General features: G+C 41.5%; 18 protein-coding genes and 1 pseudogene. 15 read left to right on the forward strand and 4 right to left on the reverse strand.

The annotated features are described in order from the left end of the window. Positions 1-32 precede the first annotated feature (32 nt). The 4 genes from DXD06_RS10805 to DXD06_RS10820 all read left to right on the forward strand — a co-directional run bounded on the left by DXD06_RS10805 (position 33) and on the right by DXD06_RS10820 (position 2,891). Positions 33-761 carry a LytR/AlgR family response regulator transcription factor gene (locus tag DXD06_RS10805; protein ID WP_117831741.1) on the forward strand — a complete coding sequence of 243 codons (729 nt, stop codon included), beginning with the start codon at positions 33-35 and terminating at the stop codon, positions 759-761. Continuing rightward, the gene (locus tag DXD06_RS10810) at positions 754-2,043 is read left to right on the forward strand and encodes an ATP-binding protein (RefSeq protein ID WP_117831743.1); all 1,290 of its coding nucleotides are present in this window, start codon (positions 754-756) and stop codon (positions 2,041-2,043) included. Before DXD06_RS10805 ends, DXD06_RS10810 begins: the two co-directional genes overlap by 8 nt. 94 nt (positions 2,044-2,137) lie before the next feature. Further along, the gene (locus tag DXD06_RS10815; protein WP_243001025.1) at positions 2,138-2,299 is read left to right on the forward strand and encodes a cyclic lactone autoinducer peptide; all 162 of its coding nucleotides are present in this window, start codon (positions 2,138-2,140) and stop codon (positions 2,297-2,299) included. Between the two features lies 1 nt (position 2,300). Further along, positions 2,301-2,891: an accessory gene regulator ArgB-like protein gene (locus tag DXD06_RS10820; protein ID WP_117831745.1), complete on the forward strand. Its 591-nt coding sequence runs from the start codon at positions 2,301-2,303 to the stop codon at positions 2,889-2,891. Here DXD06_RS10820 and DXD06_RS10825 read toward each other — a convergent pair. From DXD06_RS10825 to DXD06_RS10835, 3 genes are all read right to left on the reverse strand, one after another. Beyond that, positions 2,839-3,117, reverse strand: a complete 279-nt coding sequence (locus tag DXD06_RS10825; RefSeq protein WP_243001027.1) for an ATP-binding protein — start codon at positions 3,115-3,117, stop codon at positions 2,839-2,841. The genes DXD06_RS10820 and DXD06_RS10825 overlap by 53 nt on opposite strands. Continuing rightward, a complete protein-coding gene (locus DXD06_RS10830) occupies positions 3,117-4,361 on the reverse strand; it encodes a DDE-type integrase/transposase/recombinase (RefSeq protein ID WP_117831747.1) in 1,245 nt (414 codons plus the stop codon). The genes DXD06_RS10825 and DXD06_RS10830 overlap by 1 nt, the downstream gene beginning before the upstream one ends. A 63-nt stretch (positions 4,362-4,424) precedes the next feature. Further along, entirely contained in the window at positions 4,425-4,946 is a 522-nt protein-coding gene (locus DXD06_RS10835) for a DUF6431 domain-containing protein (RefSeq protein WP_117831749.1), read from the reverse strand. A 232-nt stretch (positions 4,947-5,178) separates the two neighbouring features. Between DXD06_RS10835 and DXD06_RS10840 the strand changes: the two are divergent. The 6 genes and pseudogenes from DXD06_RS10840 to DXD06_RS10865 form a co-directional block, all read left to right on the forward strand. Beyond that, positions 5,179-5,607: pseudogene (locus DXD06_RS10840) on the forward strand (group II intron maturase-specific domain-containing protein); the annotation flags it as partial. 95 nt (positions 5,608-5,702) lie between these two features. Continuing rightward, entirely contained in the window at positions 5,703-7,118 is a 1,416-nt protein-coding gene (locus DXD06_RS10845) for an IS1182 family transposase (RefSeq protein ID WP_117831753.1), read from the forward strand. 350 nt (positions 7,119-7,468) lie between these two features. Continuing rightward, on the forward strand, positions 7,469-8,650 hold the full coding sequence (locus DXD06_RS10850; protein ID WP_117831755.1) for a BMP family ABC transporter substrate-binding protein: 1,182 nt from the start codon (positions 7,469-7,471) through the stop codon (positions 8,648-8,650). A gap of 9 nt (positions 8,651-8,659) precedes the next feature. Continuing rightward, positions 8,660-10,360, forward strand: coding sequence for a methyl-accepting chemotaxis protein (locus DXD06_RS10855; protein ID WP_117831757.1), 1,701 nt, complete (start codon positions 8,660-8,662; stop codon positions 10,358-10,360). A gap of 143 nt (positions 10,361-10,503) precedes the next feature. After that, positions 10,504-12,918 (forward strand): GH36-type glycosyl hydrolase domain-containing protein, encoded by a 2,415-nt coding sequence (locus tag DXD06_RS10860; protein WP_055068721.1) that lies wholly within the window; start codon positions 10,504-10,506, stop codon positions 12,916-12,918. 12 nt (positions 12,919-12,930) lie between these two features. Continuing rightward, on the forward strand, positions 12,931-15,627 hold the full coding sequence (locus DXD06_RS10865) for a GH36-type glycosyl hydrolase domain-containing protein (RefSeq protein ID WP_243001029.1): 2,697 nt from the start codon (positions 12,931-12,933) through the stop codon (positions 15,625-15,627). 7 nt (positions 15,628-15,634) lie between these two features. Here the strand turns inward: DXD06_RS10865 and DXD06_RS10870 are convergent, their stop codons facing one another. Beyond that, complete coding sequence (locus tag DXD06_RS10870) at positions 15,635-16,372, reverse strand: AraC family transcriptional regulator (RefSeq protein ID WP_117831759.1); 738 nt, start codon at positions 16,370-16,372, stop codon at positions 15,635-15,637. Positions 16,373-16,508: 136 nt separating this feature from the next. On the opposite strand from DXD06_RS10870, the gene DXD06_RS10875 reads away from it, so the two are divergent. The 5 genes from DXD06_RS10875 (at position 16,509) to DXD06_RS10895 (ending at position 24,798) form a co-directional block, all read left to right on the forward strand. Then, positions 16,509-17,921, forward strand: coding sequence for a carbohydrate ABC transporter substrate-binding protein (locus tag DXD06_RS10875; RefSeq protein ID WP_117831762.1), 1,413 nt, complete (start codon positions 16,509-16,511; stop codon positions 17,919-17,921). A gap of 90 nt (positions 17,922-18,011) precedes the next feature. Further along, positions 18,012-18,926 (forward strand): carbohydrate ABC transporter permease, encoded by a 915-nt coding sequence (locus DXD06_RS10880; RefSeq protein ID WP_117831764.1) that lies wholly within the window; start codon positions 18,012-18,014, stop codon positions 18,924-18,926. Positions 18,927-18,931: 5 nt separating this feature from the next. Further along, complete coding sequence (locus DXD06_RS10885) at positions 18,932-19,795, forward strand: carbohydrate ABC transporter permease (protein ID WP_117831840.1); 864 nt, start codon at positions 18,932-18,934, stop codon at positions 19,793-19,795. A 25-nt stretch (positions 19,796-19,820) separates the two neighbouring features. Next, a complete protein-coding gene (locus DXD06_RS10890; protein WP_117831766.1) occupies positions 19,821-23,312 on the forward strand; it encodes a carbohydrate binding domain-containing protein in 3,492 nt (1,163 codons plus the stop codon). A 145-nt stretch (positions 23,313-23,457) separates the two neighbouring features. Beyond that, entirely contained in the window at positions 23,458-24,798 is a 1,341-nt protein-coding gene (locus DXD06_RS10895; RefSeq protein WP_117831767.1) for an ABC transporter substrate-binding protein, read from the forward strand. Positions 24,799-24,801: the final 3 nt, after the last annotated feature.

Consider the following 24,801-nt stretch of genomic DNA (forward strand, 5'->3'; position numbering starts at 1 on the left):
AGAACTTTCATTTTATATAAGAGGGAACTCAAATGATAAAAATTGCGATTTGCGACGACGAGAATATAATTGTTAATCAGATTGAAAATATTATCTTAAATGTTTGCAAAACCGAAGGGATTCTGGTAGATACAGATGCTTTTTATTGCGGTGAAACATTAGAAAAAGCGGTAATGTTAGGAACAAAGTATGACCTCATTTTTTTAGATATTCAAATGAAAAATGGTGATGGTATTACTACAGCTAAGAACATTCGAGAGATGGATGAAAATGTATTACTTATTTTTGTTTCGGGTTATGATAAGTACATGATGGAATTATTTCGGCTGGATGTATTTGCATTTATCAAAAAGCCAATTCATGAAGAGATAGTCATTAAAACGTTCTTGGAAGCAAATCTTAAAATTATTAATAAAATGTTTTATTTTACATTTCGCTATAAAAATGAAGAATATAAGATTCCATGTAAAGATATTTTATATTTTGAAAGCAGTGGAAGAAAGGTAAATATCTATCATCGGAACGGTGAAATAGATGTATTTAATGGGAAATTATCAGATGTAGAATTAAAATTGTTAGATGGTAAGATTCCTTTTATGAGAATTCATCAATCTTATCTTGTCAATTACTATCTGATTAAATCAAGATCTAAGTCAGAAGTATCTTTGGTTAATGGAACAAAATTGCCGATTAGTGAGGACCGGCAGAAGAACTTTAGTTATCAGTATAGTAGATTGATAGGAGGAGAGATTGATGTCTAATGTTGGATATTATATTTTAGATTTGACAATGGTAATTGTGACGCTTTGGATTGTTAAGAGGTTCTTAAATATTTTTTTGGAAATAAAGAAACTTAGTATTTTATCGTTATTAGTATGGCTGATTTTTGGAGTGTTCCAGTTTTGCGTTGAATTTCATAGTGGCACTGCATCTATTTGGACAATTATAATAAATATTGTATTAGTTTTAGGCATTTCCATTTTGGGATATAAACAAAAGGGAAAAGTGAAGTTATTTATTGTAGTTTCTCTTTATACGGTGTGGGCTATAGTTGAAATGTTTGTATTCTTCTGTGTGAATAGTATGCCAATCAATCATCAAAAATCAGATATAATTGGAGATGTGATATCAAAAATTATTATGATAATTGGTATATATCTTTTCTCGGTATTAAAGGAAAAGAAAACTAATGAATTTGTTCCTGCCAAATACTACTTTGTTCTTTTATTCATACCTATTGGAAGTATATTCATTGCAGTAAACGTATTTTATTCAAATGCTAACTACGATAATACTATTTCCGGAATGATTACATTTAGTATTTTGTTAATTTTGAATTTAATTATTTCTGAAATTTATCCTAAGCTGGCTGAAAATTTTATGCTTGAAAAAGAAAAAATAGTATATGCACAGCAAATTTATATTATGTCCAGAAATACGGAAGAACAAAAAGAGATAATGGAAAATTTTTATGAAGAAAAGCATAATCTTATAAATGAGCTTGTTGCATTAAAAAATAGTGTGGAAAATAGCGATAGAACTGATGTGATAGAAAATATAAATCGGATTATTGATGTGTGTGATATAAACGAAAAGTATTCAAATTGTGGAAATGGCTTAGTCGATGCATTAATTAATTTTAAATATACAATAGCCAAAGAACAACATATTAAATTCATACTAAAAATATTTATTCCTGAAATTTTGCCTATAAATCAATGTGATATGGGAATTATTTTGGGCAATACAATAGACAATGCTATTGAGGCAGTAAAAAAATGTAAATCAAAAGAAAAAAATATTTATATTACTATGGGTATAAAAAAAGAAGCATTGGTATTAATAGTTAAGAATCCGTATGAGCATTGTGTAAAAAAAGATAAGAATGGTAATCTATTATCAACCAAAAAGGAATTTAGCCGACATGGTTATGGAATTAATTCTATTAAAAGAGTAGCAGATCGATATAACGGTGAAGTGCTTATTGATATGCAGGACGGTATTTTTGCTATAACAATTATCATGAATTTGGGGGAGTTTTAACAGTAAATTCCGTAATTTTAACAGTTGATATTTTTTGATTTTTGAAATGATATAATTAAATCATATTAATATTATTTAAGGAGGAGGAAATATAATGTCTAATTCAATGAAAAAAGTAAATCGTAAACCAATGCTTGCAAATGCATTAACAGGTGTGGCAACAGCAATGCTTTCATCTGCTGCAAATACTAGGTGTGCATTTGTATATCATCAACCAAAGCAACCAACAGACTTAAAGAAGTTTAGAAAATTTTAGTATGAATGGGATTGCGAGAATATTAACAGATTATGTCATATATAAGGGCATGGTAAAGGAAGAAGAACGTAGCATATATGAGTATGGCTTTGTAGTTGCCATGGAGACGGGATTAAGTTTGATAATCATTTTTTTTGTGGCCGGTATATTACATATGGTGGTAGAAGGTATATTGTTTTTTATAGTTTTTATTCCGTTAAGGTCTTATGCAGGAGGATTGCATTTAGAACATTATTGGTCATGTCTTGCTTTATCGTGCCTGACATTTTCTGTTATTCTATTATTGACTAAATTTGCCATCATGCCAACTTACATCGTATTTTTTATTATTGTGTTTTTGGAATTGTTAGTTTATTGTCTTTATCCTGTAGAAAATATTAATAGAAAAGTGGATGCAGTAGAGAATGAGTTTTTTCAAAAACGATTAAAAAAGTTTTTACTGATTGATATGTTAATTGTGGGTATATGTATTGCGTTTAAAAACAATAGTTATCTTATCTTGATTATGACTACTTTTTTTATGGTTGCTATAACTATGCTCATTGGGAAATATAAAAATCATAGACGGAAATTAAAAGATGCACATTATTAATATAGATTACTTTGTATTGTGAGTTATTTAAGGTTTGTACCCATTTCCGGATTGCGGTTGTTTTTCCGCGGCCGGGGCTGCCGGTAAGCAGTCCAAAGCCTTTTGTTTTTGCAAGATAGTCCAGCCGGAATAAAACTTCTTTGGATTCGTCTGTTGATACAAAGATTTCTTTGGAATTCTTTAGGAAAGGATTGAATTCCAAACCATAGCGGATCGTATAATCCATTAGTCGTCACCTCCATAAAGACGTGGTTTTTCGCGTTTGATATCCGCGTTTTCAACCTTGTTTAAAAGGCGGATCGGGGTAAGCGTACCATCTGCTTCAACGACATAGATAGATTCCATATCAGGAGAATAACGGAGTTTGATCCTCTGTTTTGCAAAACGGTAATCAACCTCATACTCGATGTGGTCAATCGTAACTACACAGTCAATGGAAACACGACGCTCTAACTCCAGTAAGAATAACTGGTCAATCTTATCTTCTGGTAAGCGTTGGAAACAGTCCGGCTCGCTAAAGTAGCGCTCTTGTGGACTTTTTCCATTTAGGGAAGAGTGAATCCTCTGATTATACTGGGAGACATAGGTATAAAGACTGCCACGAAGCTTGTCAAGAGTGTGAAAATCTCTCATATCAAGGCCTACCATCCACTGGTCTTTCATGGTACGGAACCAACGCTCCACCTTGGCCTTCTGGGTTGGCGTATACGGCTGGTCATAATGAACTGTAGACCCGATACGTGCGGCAAGCAGATCCATCTGTTTATTCTTATAGGAACTGCCATTATCGAAGTTAAATAACTTTGGAACACCAAACTTTGCAACTGCTGATTTCATGACAGACATGAGATTGACGAAGTTATCATTGAAAAAGACATCAATGCCAACAATGTAGCGGCTGGCGTCATCAATGAGGGCGATCACATATACCTTATGCTTTTTGCCGTCTTCTGTTTTCAGGTAAGGGCCAACACTGCTGTCACCGCACCATACCTCATTGACATGGGCACGTTCATAACGACGCATATCCTGATTGTTTGTCGTCTTTTCTTTTAAAGCAAGGTTGTTTAAGAAACGGTTTACGGTGGATTCTGACAGTTCATTACGGTTCGTGGATCCATTGGTGCACAACTGACGGAAGATAGCAGCTGCAGACATACGGGGATAGGTTGTTTTCAGATATCGGATCTGTTCCTCAAGATCAGGGTCGATCTTTCTGGAAGTTCCCTCGTCGCTGCGGCTAGAAGGGAGCAGAGCGTCAAAACCATTCTTCTGATAGTGCTGGTACCAGCGTTTGATGGATGTCGGTGCCGGATGGATGAAGGATCCGTTTGGATGGAGTGCACCACGTGCAGAGGCCGCACGAAAGTAAGCCTCCTTGGATCTGTACTCATCCGGAAGGCCAACAATCAGTGGTGAGATCATGGAATACCGCATCAAAGCGATATCCTGTGCTAATTCCTGTTTCATTTGAAGTCCTCTCTTTCATTTTTTCTTAAGTATAGAAGGGATCGGGAGAGGTTTCCTGTAAGGCTATGTGGGTGTAAGAAATAAGATATTTGGGGTCTGTCTTATCTGCATGAACTGGTTCATAAAAAGTGAAAAACACAGCTTTACAAGACGGGATGGGAAGGATAAATCAACCCGAAAGGAACGGATCTTCTGCATCCAGTGCATGATATAGCGTTTGGTGATGGAGAAAATAAGATTTTCATCAATAGAAGGAGTTCTGTCCATGATCTGTTCAAAATCTCCAGAATCCTCATAAGCAGATATGATAGCAGCCTGCTCCTGTAAGGATACCTGGGAATAAGGCACAAGCTGGGAAGGAAGCAGAGCATGGGTTTTACCACAGTGAGAGCATTTAACCCTGCAGATAGATAAAGTGATTTCAGAATCATCTTTCTTGAGGGAACGGGGATAGTAGCCATGAATGGTTAAACATCCTGAATGGCCACAGGTACACTGTAACTGATGGAACTGTAAGGTATTGATAAGATTTTCGTAAGTTTTTTGATTTAACGGATTGTCAAAAGGTACTGTAATTGTTATCATAGCGTTGGTGCAGCATCTCCCTGTCTAAGGATGTAGTGGTGCATCGGATTGTTATGATAGCAGGTGTCAAACTTTGGTCGGGGAGATACCTGCTATTCTTGTAACTTTGATATGATAACACAAGAAGGTACCGGTTCAAACACTCTGCTGTAAAAAACATCAGAATATCTGAGTCAGTACCTTCATTTAATTTGACTGATATAAGAATGATTTGGGGCACCAAGGGGGCTGGATAACACTCCGCGTTCATGGGAAGTCATGGAAGAAAATGAAGTCAAAGCTGAAAGAACTTAGTTCCCGAAGGTCTTGCCAGAGTATACGCCCATCACTACAAGAGATAAAAGAGTATATGCGAGGGTGGCTAAATTATTATGGGGTTGCAGATATGAAGAAGAAAATAGATGATTTAAATAAATGGCTATATCACAGAATCCGTATGTGCATCTGGAAACAATGGAAGAAACCGAAGACAAAGATAAGAAATCTGCTAAAGATGGGAGTACCAAAGGACTTGGCATGGCAAGCAGGAAACAGTCGCAGAGGATATTGGTTTGTGACTCATACGATAGCGGTCAATTTAGCAATGACAAAAGAAAGACTGATAAACAGTGGCTTTTATGATTTAGCCACCGCCTACCAGTCTGTGCACGTCAACTATTGAAAGCGCCGTGTACCGAACGGTACGCCAGCCTGTCTAACGATTAAGAAAAATGTTATAATAAAACTACCAAATACAGTATCGTAGGGGGATTCGTTATGGCATATATTGTTGGCGCAGATAGATATCAAACAAGAATGGTAACCACTTCATTAGATGACTTAATAAGTAAGGATAATTCTGTCCGAGTAATAGATTCTTATGTAGAATCCTTAAATTTAGAAAATCTAGGTTTTATAGAGTATAGTGGTAGGAATCGAGGACAATCACCTTATCGCCGATCTGATTTATTAAAACTTCATATCTATGGCTATTTAAATAAGATTCGTTCTAGCAGAGCATTGGAAACAGAAGCAAAACGCAACCTGGAATTAATGTGGCTTATAAACTGCATAACACCTGATCATGGTACTATTGCAGGTTTTGTTCAGAAGAATAAGGCTGCGTTTCACAATACATTACGAAATCTTACCCTTATTCTCAAAGGTTGGGGGCTCATTGATGGAGAACTGATTGTTATTGATGGAACTAAGATCCGTGCTCAAAACAGCAAGCATAATTGTATTACGCAAAGCGGTTTAGATAAAAAAATCGAATATGCGGAAGCTCAGATAAATGCATATCTTATGGCAATTGTTAAAGATGAAGCGCTGGCAGATGACCTTACAGATAAACTAAAAACATATCAAGAGCTAAAAGCACAGTATCTTACACAAAAACAGGAATTAAAAGATGAAGGACTGGAACAAAAGAGTTTGACAGATCCTGATTCAAGAAGGATGAAAAATAACGGTTCATTGGATATCTGCTACAATGTACAGTCTGTTGTAGATGCAAAGAATCATTTTGTTGTAGATATTTCGACGACTAATGATATAAATGACCAAAACCAGCTTTACACTATGGCACAAAAAGCATCCGAACTTTTAGAAAAAGAGTCTTCTACAGTTCTGGCAGATACAGGTTATTATAACGGAACGGAGATAAAAAACTGTGTCGATGCCGGAATGAATGTCTTTATAAAAAAAGCTAAAGCGAATAATGCTACAAAGGATAATGAATTTCGCAAAGAAAAGTTTATATATAATGGTGAAACTGATGAATATACATGCCCGGCAGGAGATAGATTACGATTTTTTGAAAATACTTCGAAGAATGGTATGAAGTATCGCAAATATAAGTGTACAGACTGCAATTCATGCAAATATAAAAAAGACTGCACTACTTCTTCATCTGGAAGAACGATACAGCGTTGGGTACATGAAGATGTTCTTGAAACTGTGTATAATGAAACACTAAATAATAACGAGGTTTATAAACAGAGAAGATGTATCGTGGAGCATCCATTTGGGACTATAAAAAGAAGTCTCGGATATAGTTTCTTTCTTCGACGCAGACAAGAGAATGTTGACGCAGAAGCTGCATCTATGTTTATCGCTTATAACTTTAAGCGATTATTAAGCATGTTTTCAACAGAAGAATTAGTAACGAAGTTTGAAGAAAGTGTGAAGTAGCAGGGAGAGGAACATATGTAATTCATGTGAAAAACAAAGATAAAAATGGTATTAAAAAATCGAAGATAAAAATACCGTACATCAGACTGAATTTTCGAATCGTTAGACAGGCTGACGCACGGTGCTGTGAGAGGACGGGAGTTAGTCACTCCCTCCCTCCTACTCGATTAAATTACGGCATTGTCGTCTAATCATTCTTCAATGGAACCAAATACTATCTTTGTAACAGAAACGCTCTTGGGTGCTGACATATTTTTTACTGGAAAATAAGAGGAAAATTAGCTATAATCGTAGTAAGAGCTAGGGGAGAAGAAACAACAGGAATATATAAGGTGCGAAGGAGGAACGCTATGAAATGGAAAGGGCGAAGACTGCTTGCCATGGCACTTACCGGTATCTTGCTGGCAGGATGCGGGGCAGCCGGACAGGTCGATGATTATGCAACGAATGAGGGAAGCACACAGGAGGCTTCCACCAAAACAACGGGAACGGAAAGCGGAGGGATTTCAAAGGACAAGATCAAGGTAGGGGTTTTGCACTTATCCGATCCGGCAGAAGGCAGTGGATATACCTATACACATGATCTCGGCATTCAGGCAATGCAGCAGAATCTTGGATTATCAGATGAGCAGATTGACAGAAAAATAAATGTTGATGATTCGGATAAAGAGGCAACCGAAAAAGCGATTCAGGAGTGTGTGGATGACGGATGCAATATTATTTTTACCACCAGCTGGGGATATATGGATGCCACGGAGGAGATGGCGGAAAAATATCCGGATATATATTTTGCACATGGAACCGGATATAAAAGCAACGGGAAGAATTTTGTAAACTATTTCGGGCGGATCTATCAGGCAAGATATTTAAGTGGAATCGTTGCTGGAATGAATACCAAAACCAATAAGCTGGGCTACGTGGCGGCGATGGATTCCTCCAATTCCGAAGTCACCGGAGGCATTGATGCCTTTGCACTTGGGGTGTATTCCGTGAATCCGGAAGCAAAAGTCTATGTAAAAGTCACAAACAGCTGGTTTGACCCGGATGCGGAGAAAGCAGCAGCACAAACCCTGTTAAATATGGACTGTGATGTGGTCACGCAGCACTGTGATACAGAATATCCACAGACAATGGCACAGGAAAAAGGGGTGTATGGTATCGGGTACAATTCTGATATGAGCAAAAATGCTCCGGATGCCTGCCTGTGCAGTGTGATCTGGAACTGGGGTGCTTATTATACAGCAGCGGTGCAGAGCGTGATTGACGGTACCTGGGATGGAAGCAATTATTATGGCGGTATGAATGAAAATCTGGTAGGGATTACGTCACTTGCTGATTTTTGCACGGATGGAACACAGGAGGCTGTGGATACTGCAAAAGAAGATATTTTATCCGGAAAAAACGGTGTGTTTGACGGTGTGATTGAAACAAATACCGGAGAAACAGTTGGTGAAGAAGGAAAGACGCTGGATGATGCCACAATTACAGGTGGAATCAACTGGTATTTTAAAACCGTTGAAGTGGTAGAATAGGGGGCATATATGAGTATACGAAAGAAAATTCTTGCAACCAGCATAGGACCGGTGCTGGTATTAGGGGTAATTACCCTGCTTTTTATGCTTACGATGGTTAAAAGCTCCCTGATGGATGAGGTACAGGATGCATTAAAAGGTACCGCGGCAGCCACCCTTGCCGCCTATGACCAGAATACCGGGGATTATCTGGAAAGCACCAATGGTGATATCTGGAAGGGAAGCTACAACATATCCAAATCGGAAAATCTGGTGGACCGGATCAAAGAAAATACCGGAATGGATGTGACCTTTTTTTACGGAGATCAAAGAATCATGACCTCGGCACTGGATAAAAACGGCGATCGTATTCTCGGCTCCAAAGCGGGGGAGCGTGTGGTCAGCCAGGTTCTCAAAGGGAAAAAGTCGTATTTTAGTAAAAACGTTTCACTGGATGGGACGCGCAACTATGGATATTTTACTCCGGTATACCAGAATGGAAGTTCGGATGAAGTCGTAGGCATGGTCTTTGTCGGTACCAACAAGGCGAAAAAAGATGCCGTGGTGAATAAAATTCTTGGGATGATTATGTCTGCCATGCTTGCAGTGATGTTTTTATGTATCGTTGTGGCGATGCGCATGGCAGCCTCGATCAGTAAAAATATCAAAAACAGTGTGGCTGTCGTTGGAAAACTTGCAGATGGTGATTTAAATGTGTGGGTAGATGAAAAACTTCTGAAGCGAAAGGATGAGATCGGTGATCTGTCCCGCGGAACCATGACATTAAGGGATGCCATGAAGTCTGTAATCCGGGATATTTCAGAAAATGCAAAGAAGCTGCTTTCAACGTCACAGATTCTGGGTACGGCGGCGGACAATACCAATGGTACAATGTCACAGGTACAGCAGGCGGTCAGCCTTGTAGTGGATAATTCCAGTGAGCAGGCGAAAAATTCGAGAAATACTTCGGATCATATGAAAATTATGGGCGAGAATATCACGGAAACTACAGCAGAGGTACAAAATCTGGATCAAAATGCCACATTTATGCATTCCTCCAGCGAAAATGCTTCCGCAACGCTGGAAAAACTCTGTGGGATCAATGAACAGGTGGAGCAGATGCTGGCACAGGTTCAGCAGCAGACCAACCGGACAAACGATTCTGTACAGAAGATCCAGCAGGCCACAACCATCATTTCCTCCATTGCAGAGGAAACCAATCTGTTGAGCCTGAATGCCTCTATTGAAGCTGCCCGGGCGGGAGAAAGCGGCCGCGGATTCGCTGTGGTGGCAGGTCAGATTAAAAAACTTGCAGAGCAATCGGATCAGTCGAGTCAGGAAATTGAGCAGATAGCGTCAACGCTGATCAGGGATTCTTCCCTTGCTGTGGAAAGTATGCAGAGTATGCAGCAGATTATTACCAGCCAGAGTGAGAGCATGGCAGAGACACAGAATATTGTAAAAGAAGTGCTGGGTGAGATTGGAAATTCCATGCAGAGTATCCGACAGATCAAAGCAAGTACCCAGAGACTGGAAGATTCCAGAAATGAAGTTGTTCAGGCAGTTGGGGAATTGTCCGGAATTGCGGAAGAAAATGTGGAAAGCACGAAAAAAACCTACGATGGAACACAGGAAGTTGTAGAAACGTTCCAGCAGGTATATGTAAGTGCCGAGCAGCTGCGGGAGATTTCTGATAAACTGGTAAAAGGAATCGGGTATTTTCATATTTAAAAGAAACACAGAGTGTCGGAAAATTCCGGCACTCTTTTTATGTCATGAATCTGGTATAAATCCTGTGATTCTGATATTCATAAATTTGTGAATCCGTTACAATAGGGTAAAAGGCTTGAAAATTGAAAGGTTGGAGGTTTCACATGAATTTTGGATATTTTGATGATGAGAAAAGAGAGTATGTAATCACACGCCCGGATACACCGGCGCCGTGGGCGAATTATCTGGGGTCACCGGAGTATGGTGCGCTGATTTCAAATAATGCAGGAGGATACAGTTTTGCCAGATCTGGTGCAAACGGAAGAATCCTGCGTTATATTTTTAACCAGTTTGATCAGCCGGGACGCTATATTTATCTGCGGGATAATGAGAGCAAAGACTACTGGTCTGCATCCTGGCAGCCGGTAGGAAAAGATCTGGAAAGTTATAAAAGTGAGTGTCATCATGGAACAGCATACACAAAGATGCTTGCAGATTACAGTGGAATCCATTCTGAAGTATGTTATTATGTGCCGTTGAATCAGACATATGAGGTCTGGCATCTGAAAGTGACCAATGCGTCAGCGTGTGAAAGAAACCTGACCATCACCGGTTATGCGGAATTTACCAACAACAATAATTATGAACAGGATCAGGTAAATCTGCAGTATTCCCAGTTCATCACGAGTACGGTATTTGAGACAAACCGTATCCGGCATATTATTCACGGTAATCTGGACTGGGTGAAAGAAGGAGAGGAAGTGGATAACAAGCTTGCAATCTCCCGTTTCTTTGCACTGACCGGTGCACCGGTGGACAGTTACTGTGGAGATAAAGAATCGTTTCTTGGACGCTATCACGGATATCATAATCCGGTGGGGGTGGAAAACGGAAAATTATCCGGGGAAATGTGCTACAACGAAAACGGGTGCGGAGCACTGGCAGCTCAGATGCTTCTGAAACCGGGAGAAACAAAGGAAATTGCATTTCTTGTCGGAATGAAAGAACATGAGGAAGCAGAAGCAATCTGTAACCGCTATGCAGATGTGGCAGCACAGTGTGAGACGGAACTGAAAGAACTGACGGGCTACTGGCATGAAAAACTGGAACATTTTCAGGTACATACACCAAGCAGGGAATTTGATACCATGATCAATACATGGAACGCATACAACTGTTTTATGACATTCATCTGGTCACGTGCGGCGTCGTTTTTCTACTGTGGTCTGCGAAACGGTTACGGATACCGCGATACCGTGCAGGATATTCAGGGTGTGATTCATCTTGCACCGGAGATGGCACTCGAAAAGATCCGGTTTATGCTTTCGGCACAGGTGGATAACGGAGGAGGACTTCCGCTTGTCAAATTTACACACAATGCCGGACATGAGGATACGCCGGATGATGCTTCCTATGTACAGGAAACCGGGCATCCGGCATATCGTGCGGATGATGCTCTGTGGCTGTTTCCAACGGTATATAAATATATTGCGGAGTCCGGAAATCTGGCATTTATCGATGAAGTGATTCCGTTTGCCAATAAAGATGAAGCCACTGTATACGAGCACTTGAAGAGAGCACTTGCGTTTTCTGTGAATCATCTGGGACCGCACGGACTTCCGGCAGGACTTTATGCGGACTGGAATGACTGTCTGCGTCTGGGCAAAAATGGAGAGTCCTCGTTTGTTGCACTGCAGTTTTATTATGCAATGACGATTTTAAAACAGTTTGCCGCATACAAAGAAGATCAGGCATATATGGATTATCTGGAAGAAGAACAGAAAAAACTTGGAACATTAATTAACAATCTCTGCTGGAATGAGGATCGTTTTATCCGTGGATTTACGGAAGCCGGAGAGGTGATTGGAAAACGCACGGATCCGGAAGCAAATATGTGGCTGAATCCACAGAGCTGGGCTGTGATCAGTGGACTGGCAACAAAGCAGCAGGCAGAACTTTCCATGGAAAATGTAAGAAAGCGGTTAAACACAGAGTATGGAGCGATTCTGATGGATCCACCATATCACCTGCATGCATTTGACGGAGCACTGGCTGTGATTTACAATCCCGGTACAAAAGAAAATGCCGGTATCTTTTCCCAGTCGCAGGGATGGCTGATTTTGGCAGAAGCATTGCTGGGACATGGGGATCAGGCATTTACCTATTTTATGGAAAATGCACCGTCTGCACAGAACGATCGTGCTGAGATCCGGAAACTGGAGCCATACTGTTATGGACAGTTTACGGAAGGAAAAGACAGCCCGCATTTTGGTCGTTCCCATGTGCACTGGCTGACCGGAACTGCTTCCACTGTAATGGTAGGATGTGTGGAAGGAATCCTTGGCATGCGTCCGGACTTTGGAGGACTTCGTATTGCACCATCCATTCCGGCGGACTGGGATCAGTTTACCATTGAGAAGGATTTCCGGGGAAAACATCTTCATATTGTGGTTGAAAATCCAGAGCATGTACAGAGTGGATGCAAAGCGTTGTACGTGAATGAGGAAAAGATGGAAGACAACTACATTCCGGTAGAAAAAATGACCGATCAGACGAAGGTACGCCTTGTGATGGCATAGAAAGGAGAAGTTATGAAAAACGATATGCAGTTTACAGGAAAAAACGGAGAATTTCAAATCCGTCATATGGTTGAAAAAACACAGCTCAATTTTCCGGTGGCAAATGAAGAGGGAATCAAAAGCAGCGTGACGCAGACCTTCGGCGGCGATTGTAAGTTGGATCAGAACCATTTTCTGCTGGAACCGGTGAGCATCGAAAATCTGCACAATAACAGAAGTACCCGCAATGTCTGGTGTACAATCAACCGGAAGGAACATGTGTCACTGACCGGAGTTTCGGCGCAGGCAGAATATGCACATTTCCTTGGAAAAGAGGATGAAGTGACATTCGATGCCGGATTTATGTGGCAGGAGACGAAGCGGGAATTAAAAGAACAGAAAATCGAGGCAGCCGTGCGGATCTTTGCTCCGCTTGGAGTACCGGCAGAACTGATGCAGGTGCGCGTTACCAATAAATCGGATATGGATATGTGTGTGCGCGTGACTTCTGCTATCCCAATTTACGGCAGAAGCGCGGATAATCTGCGCGATCACCGCCATGTAACTTCCCTGCTTCACCGGATCCGTACTACCGGACGCGGCGTGATCTGTAAACCGGTATTGTCATTTGATGAACGCGGACATCAGAAAAATCATATGATTTATTTTGAGATGGGCAGTCAGGGAGATGGAACAAAACCGGAATCGTTCTTCCCAACGGTGGAATCGTTTATCGGAGAAACCGGAACATTTCTGGCACCGGATGCGCTTAAAAATAAAGGAAAAGGCTGTCCGGCCGGTTGTACCGTGGATGGAAAAGAAGCAATGGGGGCGATGGCATTTCCGGAGATTACCCTTGCAGCAGGAGCACATGTCGATTATATTCTGCTTGGTGGCATGACAGAGGATCCAAAGCTGGCAGAACAGGCAGCAGAAATGTTTTGCACGACCAAACAGGCAGATGCTGCCTTTGAACAGGCAAAAAATTACTGGAATGGGCTGGTCAATATTTCCTTTGAAACCGGAAACCCCAAAGAAGACAGTTATCTGAAATGGATCTGTTTCCAGCCGGTTCTTCGCAGAATCTACGGATGTTCGTTTTTGCCGTACCATGATTATGGCAGAGGCGGCAGGGGCTGGCGTGATCTGTGGCAGGATTGTCTCTCCCTTCTGATTCTCGACCCGAAGGAAGTTCGCTCCATGATTTTAAACAGCTTTGCGGGTGTCCGTTTTGACGGGACCAATGCGACAATTATCGGGGATAAGCCGGGAGAATTTGTTGCAGACCGCAACAATATTACAAGAGTCTGGATGGATCATGCGTACTGGCCGTTTGTTACCACAAAATTGTATCTGAACCAGACGGGAGATCTGGATATTCTGGATCAGAAAGTGGCGTATTTTAAGGATCCGCAGGCAAAGCGTGGAACTGCCGGGGACGCAGAGTGGACACCGGCATATGGGATGCGCCAGAAAGATGTAAATGGCAATATTTACGAGGGCACGGTTTTAGAACATCTGCTTTTGCAGAATCTGTGCGCTTTCTACGAGGCGGGAGAACATGGAATGATGCGTCTTCGCGGTGCTGACTGGAATGATGCACTGGATATGGCAGCGGAAAAAGGAGAAAGCGTGGCTTTTACCTGTGCGTATATCGGAAATCTCCGTGATTTGGCAGATACCCTTGAAAAATACGAAGCGGCAAGCGGAAAGAAAGAGATTACGCTGGCAAAAGAGATGGAAATTCTGATCAGACAGGATCGCACATCGTATGATTCGGCAGAAAAACGGAATGTTGTTTTAAACAATTATGTGAGTCAGTGTGTGCATAATATTTCTGGAGAACAGATTTCTGTGGATATCAGTACTCTGGTGCAGAATCTGCGGGAGCGTGCTGACTGGTATACCGGATTGATCCGTACGCAGGAATGGGTAACGGATGAAAACGGAAATGGCTGGTTTAACGGATATTATGATAATCACGGCAGACCGGTGGAAGGCAAAAGGGATAATCATGTCCGTATGATGCTGACCGGTCAGGTATTTTCTGTTATGGGAAATGTCGCAGATGATGCACAGACCGCTGCGATTATAAAAAGTGCAGACCTGTATCTGTATAAAAAAGAGGTGGGAGGCTACCGGCTGAACACGGATTTTAAGGAAGAAAAATTTGATCTGGGACGAATGTTTGGATTTGCTTATGGCGAAAAAGAAAATGGTGCGGTTTTTTCCCATATGACGGTGATGTATGCAAATGCATTGTATCAGAGAGGTTTTGTAAAGGAAGGATATAGGGCATTGTACACTCTGCTCGAACAGGCCATGAACACACCGGTGAGCCTGATGTATCCGGGAATTCCGGAATATTTTGATGCGGACGGAAAAGGCAAATATCCGTATCTGACCGGGGCAGCCAGCTGGTATATGATGACAATGGTTACACAGATTTTGGGATTCCGCGGAGAATGGGGAGATCTGGTACTAGAACCCAAAATTCTGTTGCGGCAGTTTGACGAAAGTGGCAATTATTCGGCACAGTTCCCATTCCGTGGACAGACATACGCAGTGGTTTACCAGAATCCACAAAAGAAAGAATATGGGGATTACCGGATCACGGAAGTATGGCTGGATGGTCAGCGGTATGCCGGAGAAACAAATACAGGCATCTGCATTCCGTTTGCCGTACTTGAAGGAAAAGAAAACCATACACTTCGGATTGTTCTGGGATAGCAGAATTTTACCATGTGCTTTTGTACTTGGAACTGCGGTATTGTTTTGGGGTCATACCGACATAGTGCTGGAATGTCTGGATAAAATGACTCTGGGAAGAAAATGATAAATAGTTTGCAATCTGAATGTAGGTAAAATCGGAAAAGCGCAGAAGATTCTGCGCTTTTTCGATTTTTTTTTCGCGGATATAATCACTGATCGACACACCGAGGTTCTGCTTAAACAACCGGGACAGATAGCTGGCAGACAAATTGGTGCAGACCGCAAGATCTTCCACGGTGATTCTTGCACTGATGTGGGCATAGATATAATCAATACACTGTGCAACCGGTTTGGATAATGCGGTATTCTTCTGCAGAAGGCGCATTTTTCCGGTGAAGTCAAGAGCCATCTCATGATGCAGATCTGATATTTCCTGAGTGGTGCTGCAGGCATCCATGTGAATAATGTAAAAGTCGCTCAGACGGTAGGCCTGCTCTGTTTCCATGCCGCCGTCAATGCAATACCGTGTGACCAGTGCAACGGTAACAACAAAATGATATTTTAAGTTTGTCAGGGGATTTTTGGAAAGAATTCCCATGCCTTCGGGATTGGTAAACGCTTCTTCCTTTAAATTTTTACTGACTGCTTCGATGTTTCCGTCTTTTACGGCTTCAAAAAAGGAATATTCCTCGGAAAGCGCACGATGATGGATTTCGTATTCGCTGTCTTCGATTTCTTTTTTGCTCCATTGATTTTTCAGCATGACAAGACCTCCTATTTATATCTGTAGATTATGTCATGAATCTGATATATTTGCAAGCATTTTTGTATCAGAACCCATTGGAAAACTCTATAATAAAACCATGCTTAAGGCAGAAAAGAAAAGGAGGAAATTTACTATGAAAAAGAAAGCAGTCAGTACATTATTATGTGCAGCCATGGTAGCAGGAATGCTTGCAGGTTGCGGAAGAGGGAGTGATTCCGGTACACCGTCAGATACATCCAAGGGGGATGCGTCAAACGCAACAGAAAGTGCTTCATCAAATCTGAAAGATGATGGAAAGGTATTAAATATTTACTGCTGGAACGAGGAGTTCAAGAGCCGTATTACCGCACACTATCCGGATTACAAGGAAGTGGATGCAACACACGGAAAAATCGGAGATGTGGATGTTGTATGGAACATCACACCGAGTGATGACAATGCATATCAGAACAACCTGGATGCAGCACTGTTAAATCAGCAGGATGCTCCGGCAGATGACAAGATTGATATTTTTCTGGTAGAAGCAGACAACGCATTAAAGTATGTAGATACGGATTACACAGCGCCGGTAAAAGATCTTGGAATTACCGATGCGGATCTTTCCAAGCAGTACCAGTACACAAAGGATATCGTAACCGATTCCAAGGGAGTGTTAAAAGGAGTTTCATGGCAGGGCTGTCCAGGCGTTCTTTTCTATAACAGGGAGGCTGCAAAGGATGTACTGGGAACCGATGATCCGGATGAAGTACAGAATTATGTATGTGACTGGGATACTTTCAATGATACTGCTGCAAAAATGCAGGCAAAAGGTTACAAGATGATTTCATCTGTAAATGATACATACCGTGTATACTCCAACAATGTCTCAAGCAAGTGGGTAGAAGACGGAAAAGTACAGGTAGATGACAATATCATGAAATGGGTGGACGATTCCAAGAAACTTGTAGATGCAAAAGAGGCAGGAACCTTTGATATGTGGTCCGATGACTGGTCAAAGGGATTCTATCCGGACGGAAAAGTATTCTGCTACTTTGGACCGGCATGGCTTGTAAACTTCTCTATGGCAGCTGATACCGAAGGATCTATCGGTTACAACGGCGGATGGGGTGCAGCCCAGGGACCACAGGGATTCTTCTGGGGCGGTACATGGATCTGCGCAGCACAGGATACAGATAATGCAAGTCTTGTAAAAGACATTATGTTAAAGATGACAACCGATGATGACATCATGAAAGACATTGTTTTAGATGATGATGATTTCGTAAACAACAACACCGTTATGAACGGACTGGCAGACGGATCGATTAAGGCAAAAGACGGAAAAGAATATAGCAGCAAGATCCTTGGAGGACAGAACCCACTGTCTATGTACTGCGCAGGTGTTGAGACATTGAATCTGAGCAACATTTCCGCATATGACCAGGGCTGCAACGAAGAGTTCCAGAAAGCAATGAAGAATTACTTTGAAGGAAAGGCAACCAAGGACGATGCATTAGAGTTATTCTACAAAGGTGTTACCGAGAAATATCCAGAGCTTACTTACTAATTTTTGTTACACATAAGGTCTGAAGCCGGAGCCACCTCTCCCATATTATGGCTCCGGTGGGACGACCGCCAATACCGCGGAGGTAGAAATATGAATAAGAGTAAAGGAAAGGTCGTTCGTTACAACAAATGGGGGTATATATTTCTGATTCCATTTCTTGTTGTATATGTCGTTTTTCAGCTGATTCCGTTAATCAGTACAATTTATAACAGTTTTTTCGAAAATTATATGTCAGGTCTGAATCAGATTGGACCGACATTTGTAGGTTTAGAGAATTACAAAGCATTATTTCAGGGAGGAGATATCTGGATTTATTTAAAAAATACGATGATTCTCTGGATCATGTGTTTTATTCCACAGATCTTTTTATCTCTTTTGTTAGGAGCCTGGTTTTCAGATGTACGTCTGAGACTGAAAGGTTCACGGTTTTTTAAGACCGTCATTTATTTACCAAACCTGATTATGGCATCTGCATTTTCGATGTTATTTTTCACTTTGTTTTCGGATGCAGGTCCGATCAATTCCCTTTTGATGCAGATTGGATTTATCTCAGAGCCATATAAATTTTTGTCCCATACCGGAAGTGCCAGAGGACTTATTGCACTGATGAACTGTCTGATGTGGTTCGGAAATACGACCATTCTTCTTATGGCAGGAATGATGGGAATAGACACATCTTTATTTGAGGCAGCAGAAGTGGATGGGGCAACTTCCACACAGGTATTTTTCAAGATTACACTGCCTCTGCTTCGCCCGATTCTGATCTATGTGGTGATTACTTCACTGATCGGTGGGTTGCAGCTTTTTGATGTGCCACAGATTCTGACCAATGGAACCGGAAATCCAATGCGTTCCACGATGACATTGATTATGTATCTGAACAAGCATCTGTACAGCAAGAACTATGGTATGGCAGGAGCACTTTCTGTGGTACTGTTCATCATTACAGGACTTTTGAGCCTGCTTGTATTTAAAGTATCCGGAAACGATAAGAGAAAGGGGTGATTGTGATGGCAAAAAATAAGAAAGATGTCGAAGGAGGACTTGGCATTCATGCCAGACGTGCCATCGCGTATATTGTTTTAATTATAATTTCATTTTTCTGTCTGTTCTGGTTTTATATTATGTTTATCAACGCCACCCGTTCTAAGGGGGAGTTGAAAGCCGGGTTTACAGCACTCCCAAGTGATCATCTGCTGATAAACTGGAACAATCTGGTGCATGGAACACTGCCGATCTGGTCGGGTATGTTTAACAGCCTGATCATTGCAGCGGCAACTGCCGTTTTGTGTGTATATTTTTCTACTATGACAGCGTATGCCATCCATGCATATGATTTTAAATTAAAGAAATTTATTTATCCGTTTATCCTGATGATTATGATGATTCCGACACAGGTGACGGCACTTGGATTTATCAAACTGATTACAGGTATGGGGCTGATGGATTCTTTTATCCCATTGATCGTCCCGGCAATTGCATCTCCGGTTACCTTCTTTTATATGAAACAGTATATGGAGAGCGCACTGCCACTGTCACTGATTGAGGCTGCACGTATAGATGGCTCCGGGGAGTTTCGTACATTTAACAGCATCGTACTCCCACTGATGAAGCCGGCAATTGCAGTACAGGCAATCTTTGGTTTCGTCAGCAGCTGGAACAATTACTTTACACCAGCTCTGGTATTACATGATGACAAGAAAAAGACACTTCCGATTCTGATCGCGCAGCTGCGTGGTGCAGACTGGTTGAAGTTTGATATGGGGCAGGTATATGTCATGATTACATTTTCCATTCTGCCGGTTATCATTGTGTATCTGATTCTTTCGAAGCATATTGTACAGGGTGTTGCTTTGGGAAGTGTAAAAGGATAAAAATATTTTCAGGGGGGTTTTTACAATGAAAAACAAAAAGTTATGGAAACAGATGGGGGCGGCAGCGATCGCTGCTGCCATGGTGATGAGCACCATACCGGCAGAACCAGTACAGGCTGCAAGTGGTAAAACGCTTGTGGTTTCTACACAGAAGCAGCTGAATCAGGCGTTGAAAGCTGTAAAAGGAAAAAAAGCAGCTGTTATTACGGTAAAATCCGGGAAAAAAGTTACGATTACGATTCCAAAAGGTTCATATCAGGTTACCATTAAAGTAGTTGGGGAGAAAGCAACGGTTGTAAATAAGGGGACAGTAAAGGAAATTGTTGTAAACAGCAAGGGGACGGCTGCCATCAAAAACAATGGCACCATAAAGAAGGTGACGGTACAGAATGCCAAAAGTGTTTCCTTTTCCGGAAACGGAAAAAAGACCATACCAGTTGTCGTAAATGCAAAGGATGTTTCAGTGACAGCGGCAGTGCCGGTAGCGATCACTGCAAAGAAAGATATGAAGATTGTGTTCAAAGAAGGCGCGGAAAAATCAACTGTTACGTGTGAGAAAAAAGCGGAAGTACAGATAGATAACCGTACAAAGAAAAACATATCGGTAAAAATGGCAGATGGAACAAAAGAGAACATAACATCCGGGGAAGTGGCAACAATTACTCCGGATGGAAAGAAAGAAGACCGTTCGGATGAGGACAAGAATGATTCGAAGGATGAAACAAAAGAGAATCAGGACAGCGATACATCTGGTGGGAATTCCTCGGGTGGAAGTTCATCTGGTGGGACAATAGAAAATCCATCAAAACGGACAGAGGCAGAGCTCTTAAAAGAGGGATATCAACTGAAGTGGCAGGATAATTTTGACGGAGATACCTTAAACCGTGCCGACTGGAACGTGGAACTGCACAAAAAGGGCTGGGTCAATGAGGAATGGCAGGCATATGTGGACTCCGATAAAAATATTCAGGTAAAAGATGGAAAACTGCTGATCAAACCGGTGGAAACCGTAAATGAGGACGGAACCAAATCGTATACATCGGGACGTATCAATACGCAGGGCAAGCATGATTTTAAGTATGGATACTTTGAGTGCCGTGCAAAGGTTCCGACCGGAAAAGGCTATCTGCCGGCATTCTGGATGATGCCTACCGATGAAAATCTTTATGGACAGTGGCCGAAATGCGGCGAGATCGACATCATGGAAGTCATGGGACAAGAAACCAATAAAGCATATGGTACGATTCATTACGGTGAGCCGCATGACCAGAGCCAGGGAACCTATACCGTGGATGCAAAAGATAATTTTGCAGATCAGTATCATACATATGCCTGTGACTGGGAGCCAGGAAAGATTACCTGGTATATTGATGGTGTGAAATTTCATGAAGAGTCCGACTGGTTTTCTGCAAAGAGCGGGCAGGGCGAAGTGGCTTATCCGGCACCGTTTGATCAGCCGTTTTATATGATTTTGAATCTGGCGGTCGGTGGCAGCTGGGTAGGGTATCCGGATGATTCGACCACCTATGCCGATCAGCAGTTTGCAGTGGATTATGTGAAAGTATATCAGAAAGACAGTTATGACGAAAATGTGGAAAAACCGGTAAAGAATGTTATTTTAAGAGAGCCGGATACAACGGGAAATTATATTAACAACGGTGATTTCTCCATAGCAGAGAATTTAAGTGATGACAAAAACTGGAAATTTCTTACCACTTTAGATGGTGATGGAAAAGCAGAAATTAAGAATCATGAGATGGTTATTTCTACAGTAAATGTGGGAACCGCAGATTACAGCATTCAGCTGGTACAGCCGGATGTGCCGTTACAAAAAGGCGGAACATATAAAGTAACCTTTGATGCTTATGCGGATGAGGCGCGTACAATGATTGCAGATATTTCCGGACCGGATCATAATTATACGAGGTATTGGAAGGATACAAAAGTGGAACTTGGAACACAGAAAAAGACATATACTTATGCGTTTCAGATGACAGGTTCCGATGATGCCAACGGACGTCTGGAATTTAATCTGGGAAATACTGCTTCCACAGCAGCAGTGCACCTCTCCAATGTGCGCATTGAAAAGACCGGATATGAAGAAATCAAAGAAGACACCACAAAGAAAGTGCTTGCAGACGGAAATTATGTCTACAACGGTTCCTTCCAGGAAGGGAAGAATCGTCTGGGTTACTGGGACATCACGAAACCGGAAAATGCAACCACAGAGGTAACCGGTCTGGAAGATGGACGCCGTCTGAAAGTGGTAAGCCCAAAAGGAACTGTGGTAACAGCAGGACAGCAGGGGCTTGCTCTGAGCGAGGATACAAAATATGTGCTCAGTTTTTCGGCTCAGGCAAACGAAGCAGAAACTATGACAGTACATGTTGCCGGACAGAAATTTCAGGCAGAACTTACCAATGAAAAGAAAAATTACAGTTTTTCTTTTCAGACGGCAGCGGATCTGACAGATAAGAATATTTCCTTTGATCTCGGGCTGGGAACAACCGTATATCTCGACGATGTGCGGATTGATGAGGAGAGTCTGATCAAAAACGGAAGTTTTAATGCAGGCATGGCAGGTTTTGAAGTCTATTGCTATACACCATCCAATGTAACGTATGTTGTTGACTCCTTAAACGAAGACAATGCGGCAGATTTCACAATTAACGATACCGGAGAAGCTGACTGGCATATCCAGTTAAAGCAGACAGGGGTAAAACTCGAACAGGGACAATGGTATCGACTCTCCCTGAAAATGAAATCTTCTATCGACCGTAAAGTGTCTTATGCGTTGCAGAGAGATGGAAGCACCCATAAGGATGCAGATGGAAATGAGGACTGGACTCCATACTGCCAGGAAACCGTAGATCTGACCGGCGAATATCAGACGATCACGAAAGAGTTTCAGATGAAAGAGGATACAGATCCGGAAACGATCTTTAATATTGCCATGGGTGCAGTCGGTGGAAAACAGATCACACAGCAGCACAGAATCTGTATGGATGACATTGTGCTGGAAAAGATAGAGGCACCGGAGATCAAGCCGGAGGAAACCGGAAAGAATCTGCTGACCAATGGAGATTTTTCGGATGGAACGAATGGATGGGGCATTAATACAAATGCTGATCAGACGGCAACAACAGTAGTTACTGATGGCGGTATTGTGTTTCAGGTGAAAAATCCGGGCGAAAATGACTGGGATGTTCAGCTTAATCAGCATGGATTTACACTTGAAAAAGGATGTAAATATCGTGTAAAATTCAAAGTCACTTCGACGAAAGCACGAACCATAAAACTCGGCTTAATGGATAACAATTGCCAGAAGTGGTATGGCGGAGAAGATATTTCTCTGGGGGAAGCAGAGGAAAAGGAAGTTAGTTATGAATTTACGATGCAGCAGGACACAGATAATGATTCAAAAATGTTTATTTCCATGGGAAAAATCAGTGATGAAAATACACCAGCTTCAGACATTACGCTGACGAATTTCTCTCTTGAGAAGATCACAGAGTAGTACCAGAAAGATAGTTTAAAAAGAAAACAGAAAAGACACCATGACAGAATCCATTTTTACGACAGGGGGCGTGTCATGGCGTTTTTCTGCATATTGGGGGAAGAAAAGGGGGGGGGGAAGAGGAGTAATAAAAGGAGGCATTTGAATGAGAAAGAAGAGTTGGAAACAGGTAGCGGCAATTGTCATATGTGCGGCATTATTAAGTGGATGTACGGGAGAAAACGGACAGGAAAAAAATACCGGGCGTAAGGAAGGACAGGTTGTAAATATTTATTGCTGGAATGATGAGTTTAAGGAAATTTATGACAAATATGCATCAGATCTTGCTAAAAAACACGATGTTGAAGTGAACCTTGTCATAATTTCCAGTGATAACAATGCCTATCAGATCAATCTGGATGAAGCATTAAAAGAGCAGAATACATGTATTGATGATGACAAAGTGGATTTGTTTTTAATTGAGGCAGATTATGCATCAAAATATGTAAAGTCAGATAATTCCATTGATGTAAAAAAAACAGTGGGACTGACCGATGAGGATCTGAAGCAGCAATATGATTATACAAAGAAAATTGTATCGGAAAATGGAATACAAAAGGGAGTGACCTGGCAGGCAACGCCGGGATTGTTTGCGTATCGCAGGTCCATTGCAAAAAAGGTATTGGGTACAGACGATCCGGATCAGGTACAAAAGCAACTGAAGGATTGGGATAAGTTTGATCAGGTTGCACAGAAGATGAATGCCGCCGGATATAAAATGTTATCGGGATATGATGATTCCTATCGGGCATTTTCCAACAATGTCTCACATCCCTGGGTGGTCGATAACAAGATTGTTATAGATGAAAATATCAAGAAGTGGATTCGTCAGACGAAGGAATATGCTCAAAAAGATTATAACAATCATACTACACTGTGGAGTCCGCAGTGGACGCAGGATCAGGGACCGGATGGGAATGTTTTTGGCTTTTTCTATTCGACCTGGGGTATTAATTTTACTCTGATGGGAAATGCATTGGCAGACAGTAGTAAACCAGCAGAAAAAGGAAATGGAATTTACGGAGATTATGCCGTGTGTGAAGGTCCACAGGCATATTACTGGGGCGGTACATGGATGTGTGCGGCGCAGGGAACCGATAATATTCCTTTTATCAGGGATTTGATGAAGCGTCTGACGTGTGATACCAAAACCATGAAGCAGATTACATTGGATACGCAGGACTATACGAATAATGAGAAAGCAATGGATGAGATTGCAAAAAGTGACTATCAGTCGGATTTCCTTGGTGGACAAAATCATATTGCACTTTTTGCAGAGGCTGCAAAGAAAATTGATATGAGTAATATATCAGATTATGATAAGGACTGCAATGAGCAGATTCAACAGTGTCTGCATCCGTATTTTGAAGGTAAAATTTCACTTGCGCAGGGAATGGACGATTTTTATAAAAAGATGGAGCAATTGCATCCGGAATTATCCCATTAATTT

Origin of the sequence: Roseburia sp. TF10-5 (assembly GCF_003462365.1) — a bacterium.
In the GTDB taxonomy this organism is placed as follows: Bacteria; Bacillota; Clostridia; order Lachnospirales; family Lachnospiraceae; genus Roseburia; species Roseburia faecis.

Bases quoted from the DNA above. Each gene is read 5' to 3' on its own strand.
- DXD06_RS10890 (WP_117831766.1), top strand. From the start codon at position 19,821: ATGAAAAACAAAAAGTTATGGAAACAGATGGGGGCGGCAGCGATCGCT.
- DXD06_RS10850 (WP_117831755.1), top strand. From the start codon at position 7,469: ATGAAATGGAAAGGGCGAAGACTGCTTGCCATGGCACTTACCGGTATC.
- DXD06_RS10860 (WP_055068721.1), top strand. From the start codon at position 10,504: ATGAATTTTGGATATTTTGATGATGAGAAAAGAGAGTATGTAATCACA.
- DXD06_RS10845 (WP_117831753.1), top strand. From the start codon at position 5,703: ATGGCATATATTGTTGGCGCAGATAGATATCAAACAAGAATGGTAACC.
- DXD06_RS10885 (WP_117831840.1), top strand. From the start codon at position 18,932: ATGGCAAAAAATAAGAAAGATGTCGAAGGAGGACTTGGCATTCATGCC.
- DXD06_RS10880 (WP_117831764.1), top strand. From the start codon at position 18,012: ATGAATAAGAGTAAAGGAAAGGTCGTTCGTTACAACAAATGGGGGTAT.
- DXD06_RS10895 (WP_117831767.1), top strand. From the start codon at position 23,458: ATGAGAAAGAAGAGTTGGAAACAGGTAGCGGCAATTGTCATATGTGCG.
- DXD06_RS10810 (WP_117831743.1), top strand. From the start codon at position 754: ATGTCTAATGTTGGATATTATATTTTAGATTTGACAATGGTAATTGTG.
- DXD06_RS10820 (WP_117831745.1), top strand. From the start codon at position 2,301: ATGAATGGGATTGCGAGAATATTAACAGATTATGTCATATATAAGGGC.
- DXD06_RS10870 (WP_117831759.1), bottom strand. From the start codon at position 16,372: ATGCTGAAAAATCAATGGAGCAAAAAAGAAATCGAAGACAGCGAATAC.
- DXD06_RS10815 (WP_243001025.1), top strand. From the start codon at position 2,138: ATGTCTAATTCAATGAAAAAAGTAAATCGTAAACCAATGCTTGCAAAT.
- DXD06_RS10825 (WP_243001027.1), bottom strand. From the start codon at position 3,117: ATGGATTATACGATCCGCTATGGTTTGGAATTCAATCCTTTCCTAAAG.
- DXD06_RS10875 (WP_117831762.1), top strand. From the start codon at position 16,509: ATGAAAAAGAAAGCAGTCAGTACATTATTATGTGCAGCCATGGTAGCA.
- DXD06_RS10855 (WP_117831757.1), top strand. From the start codon at position 8,660: ATGAGTATACGAAAGAAAATTCTTGCAACCAGCATAGGACCGGTGCTG.
- DXD06_RS10830 (WP_117831747.1), bottom strand. From the start codon at position 4,361: ATGAAACAGGAATTAGCACAGGATATCGCTTTGATGCGGTATTCCATG.
- DXD06_RS10805 (WP_117831741.1), top strand. From the start codon at position 33: ATGATAAAAATTGCGATTTGCGACGACGAGAATATAATTGTTAATCAG.
- DXD06_RS10865 (WP_243001029.1), top strand. From the start codon at position 12,931: ATGAAAAACGATATGCAGTTTACAGGAAAAAACGGAGAATTTCAAATC.
- DXD06_RS10835 (WP_117831749.1), bottom strand. From the start codon at position 4,946: ATGATAACAATTACAGTACCTTTTGACAATCCGTTAAATCAAAAAACT.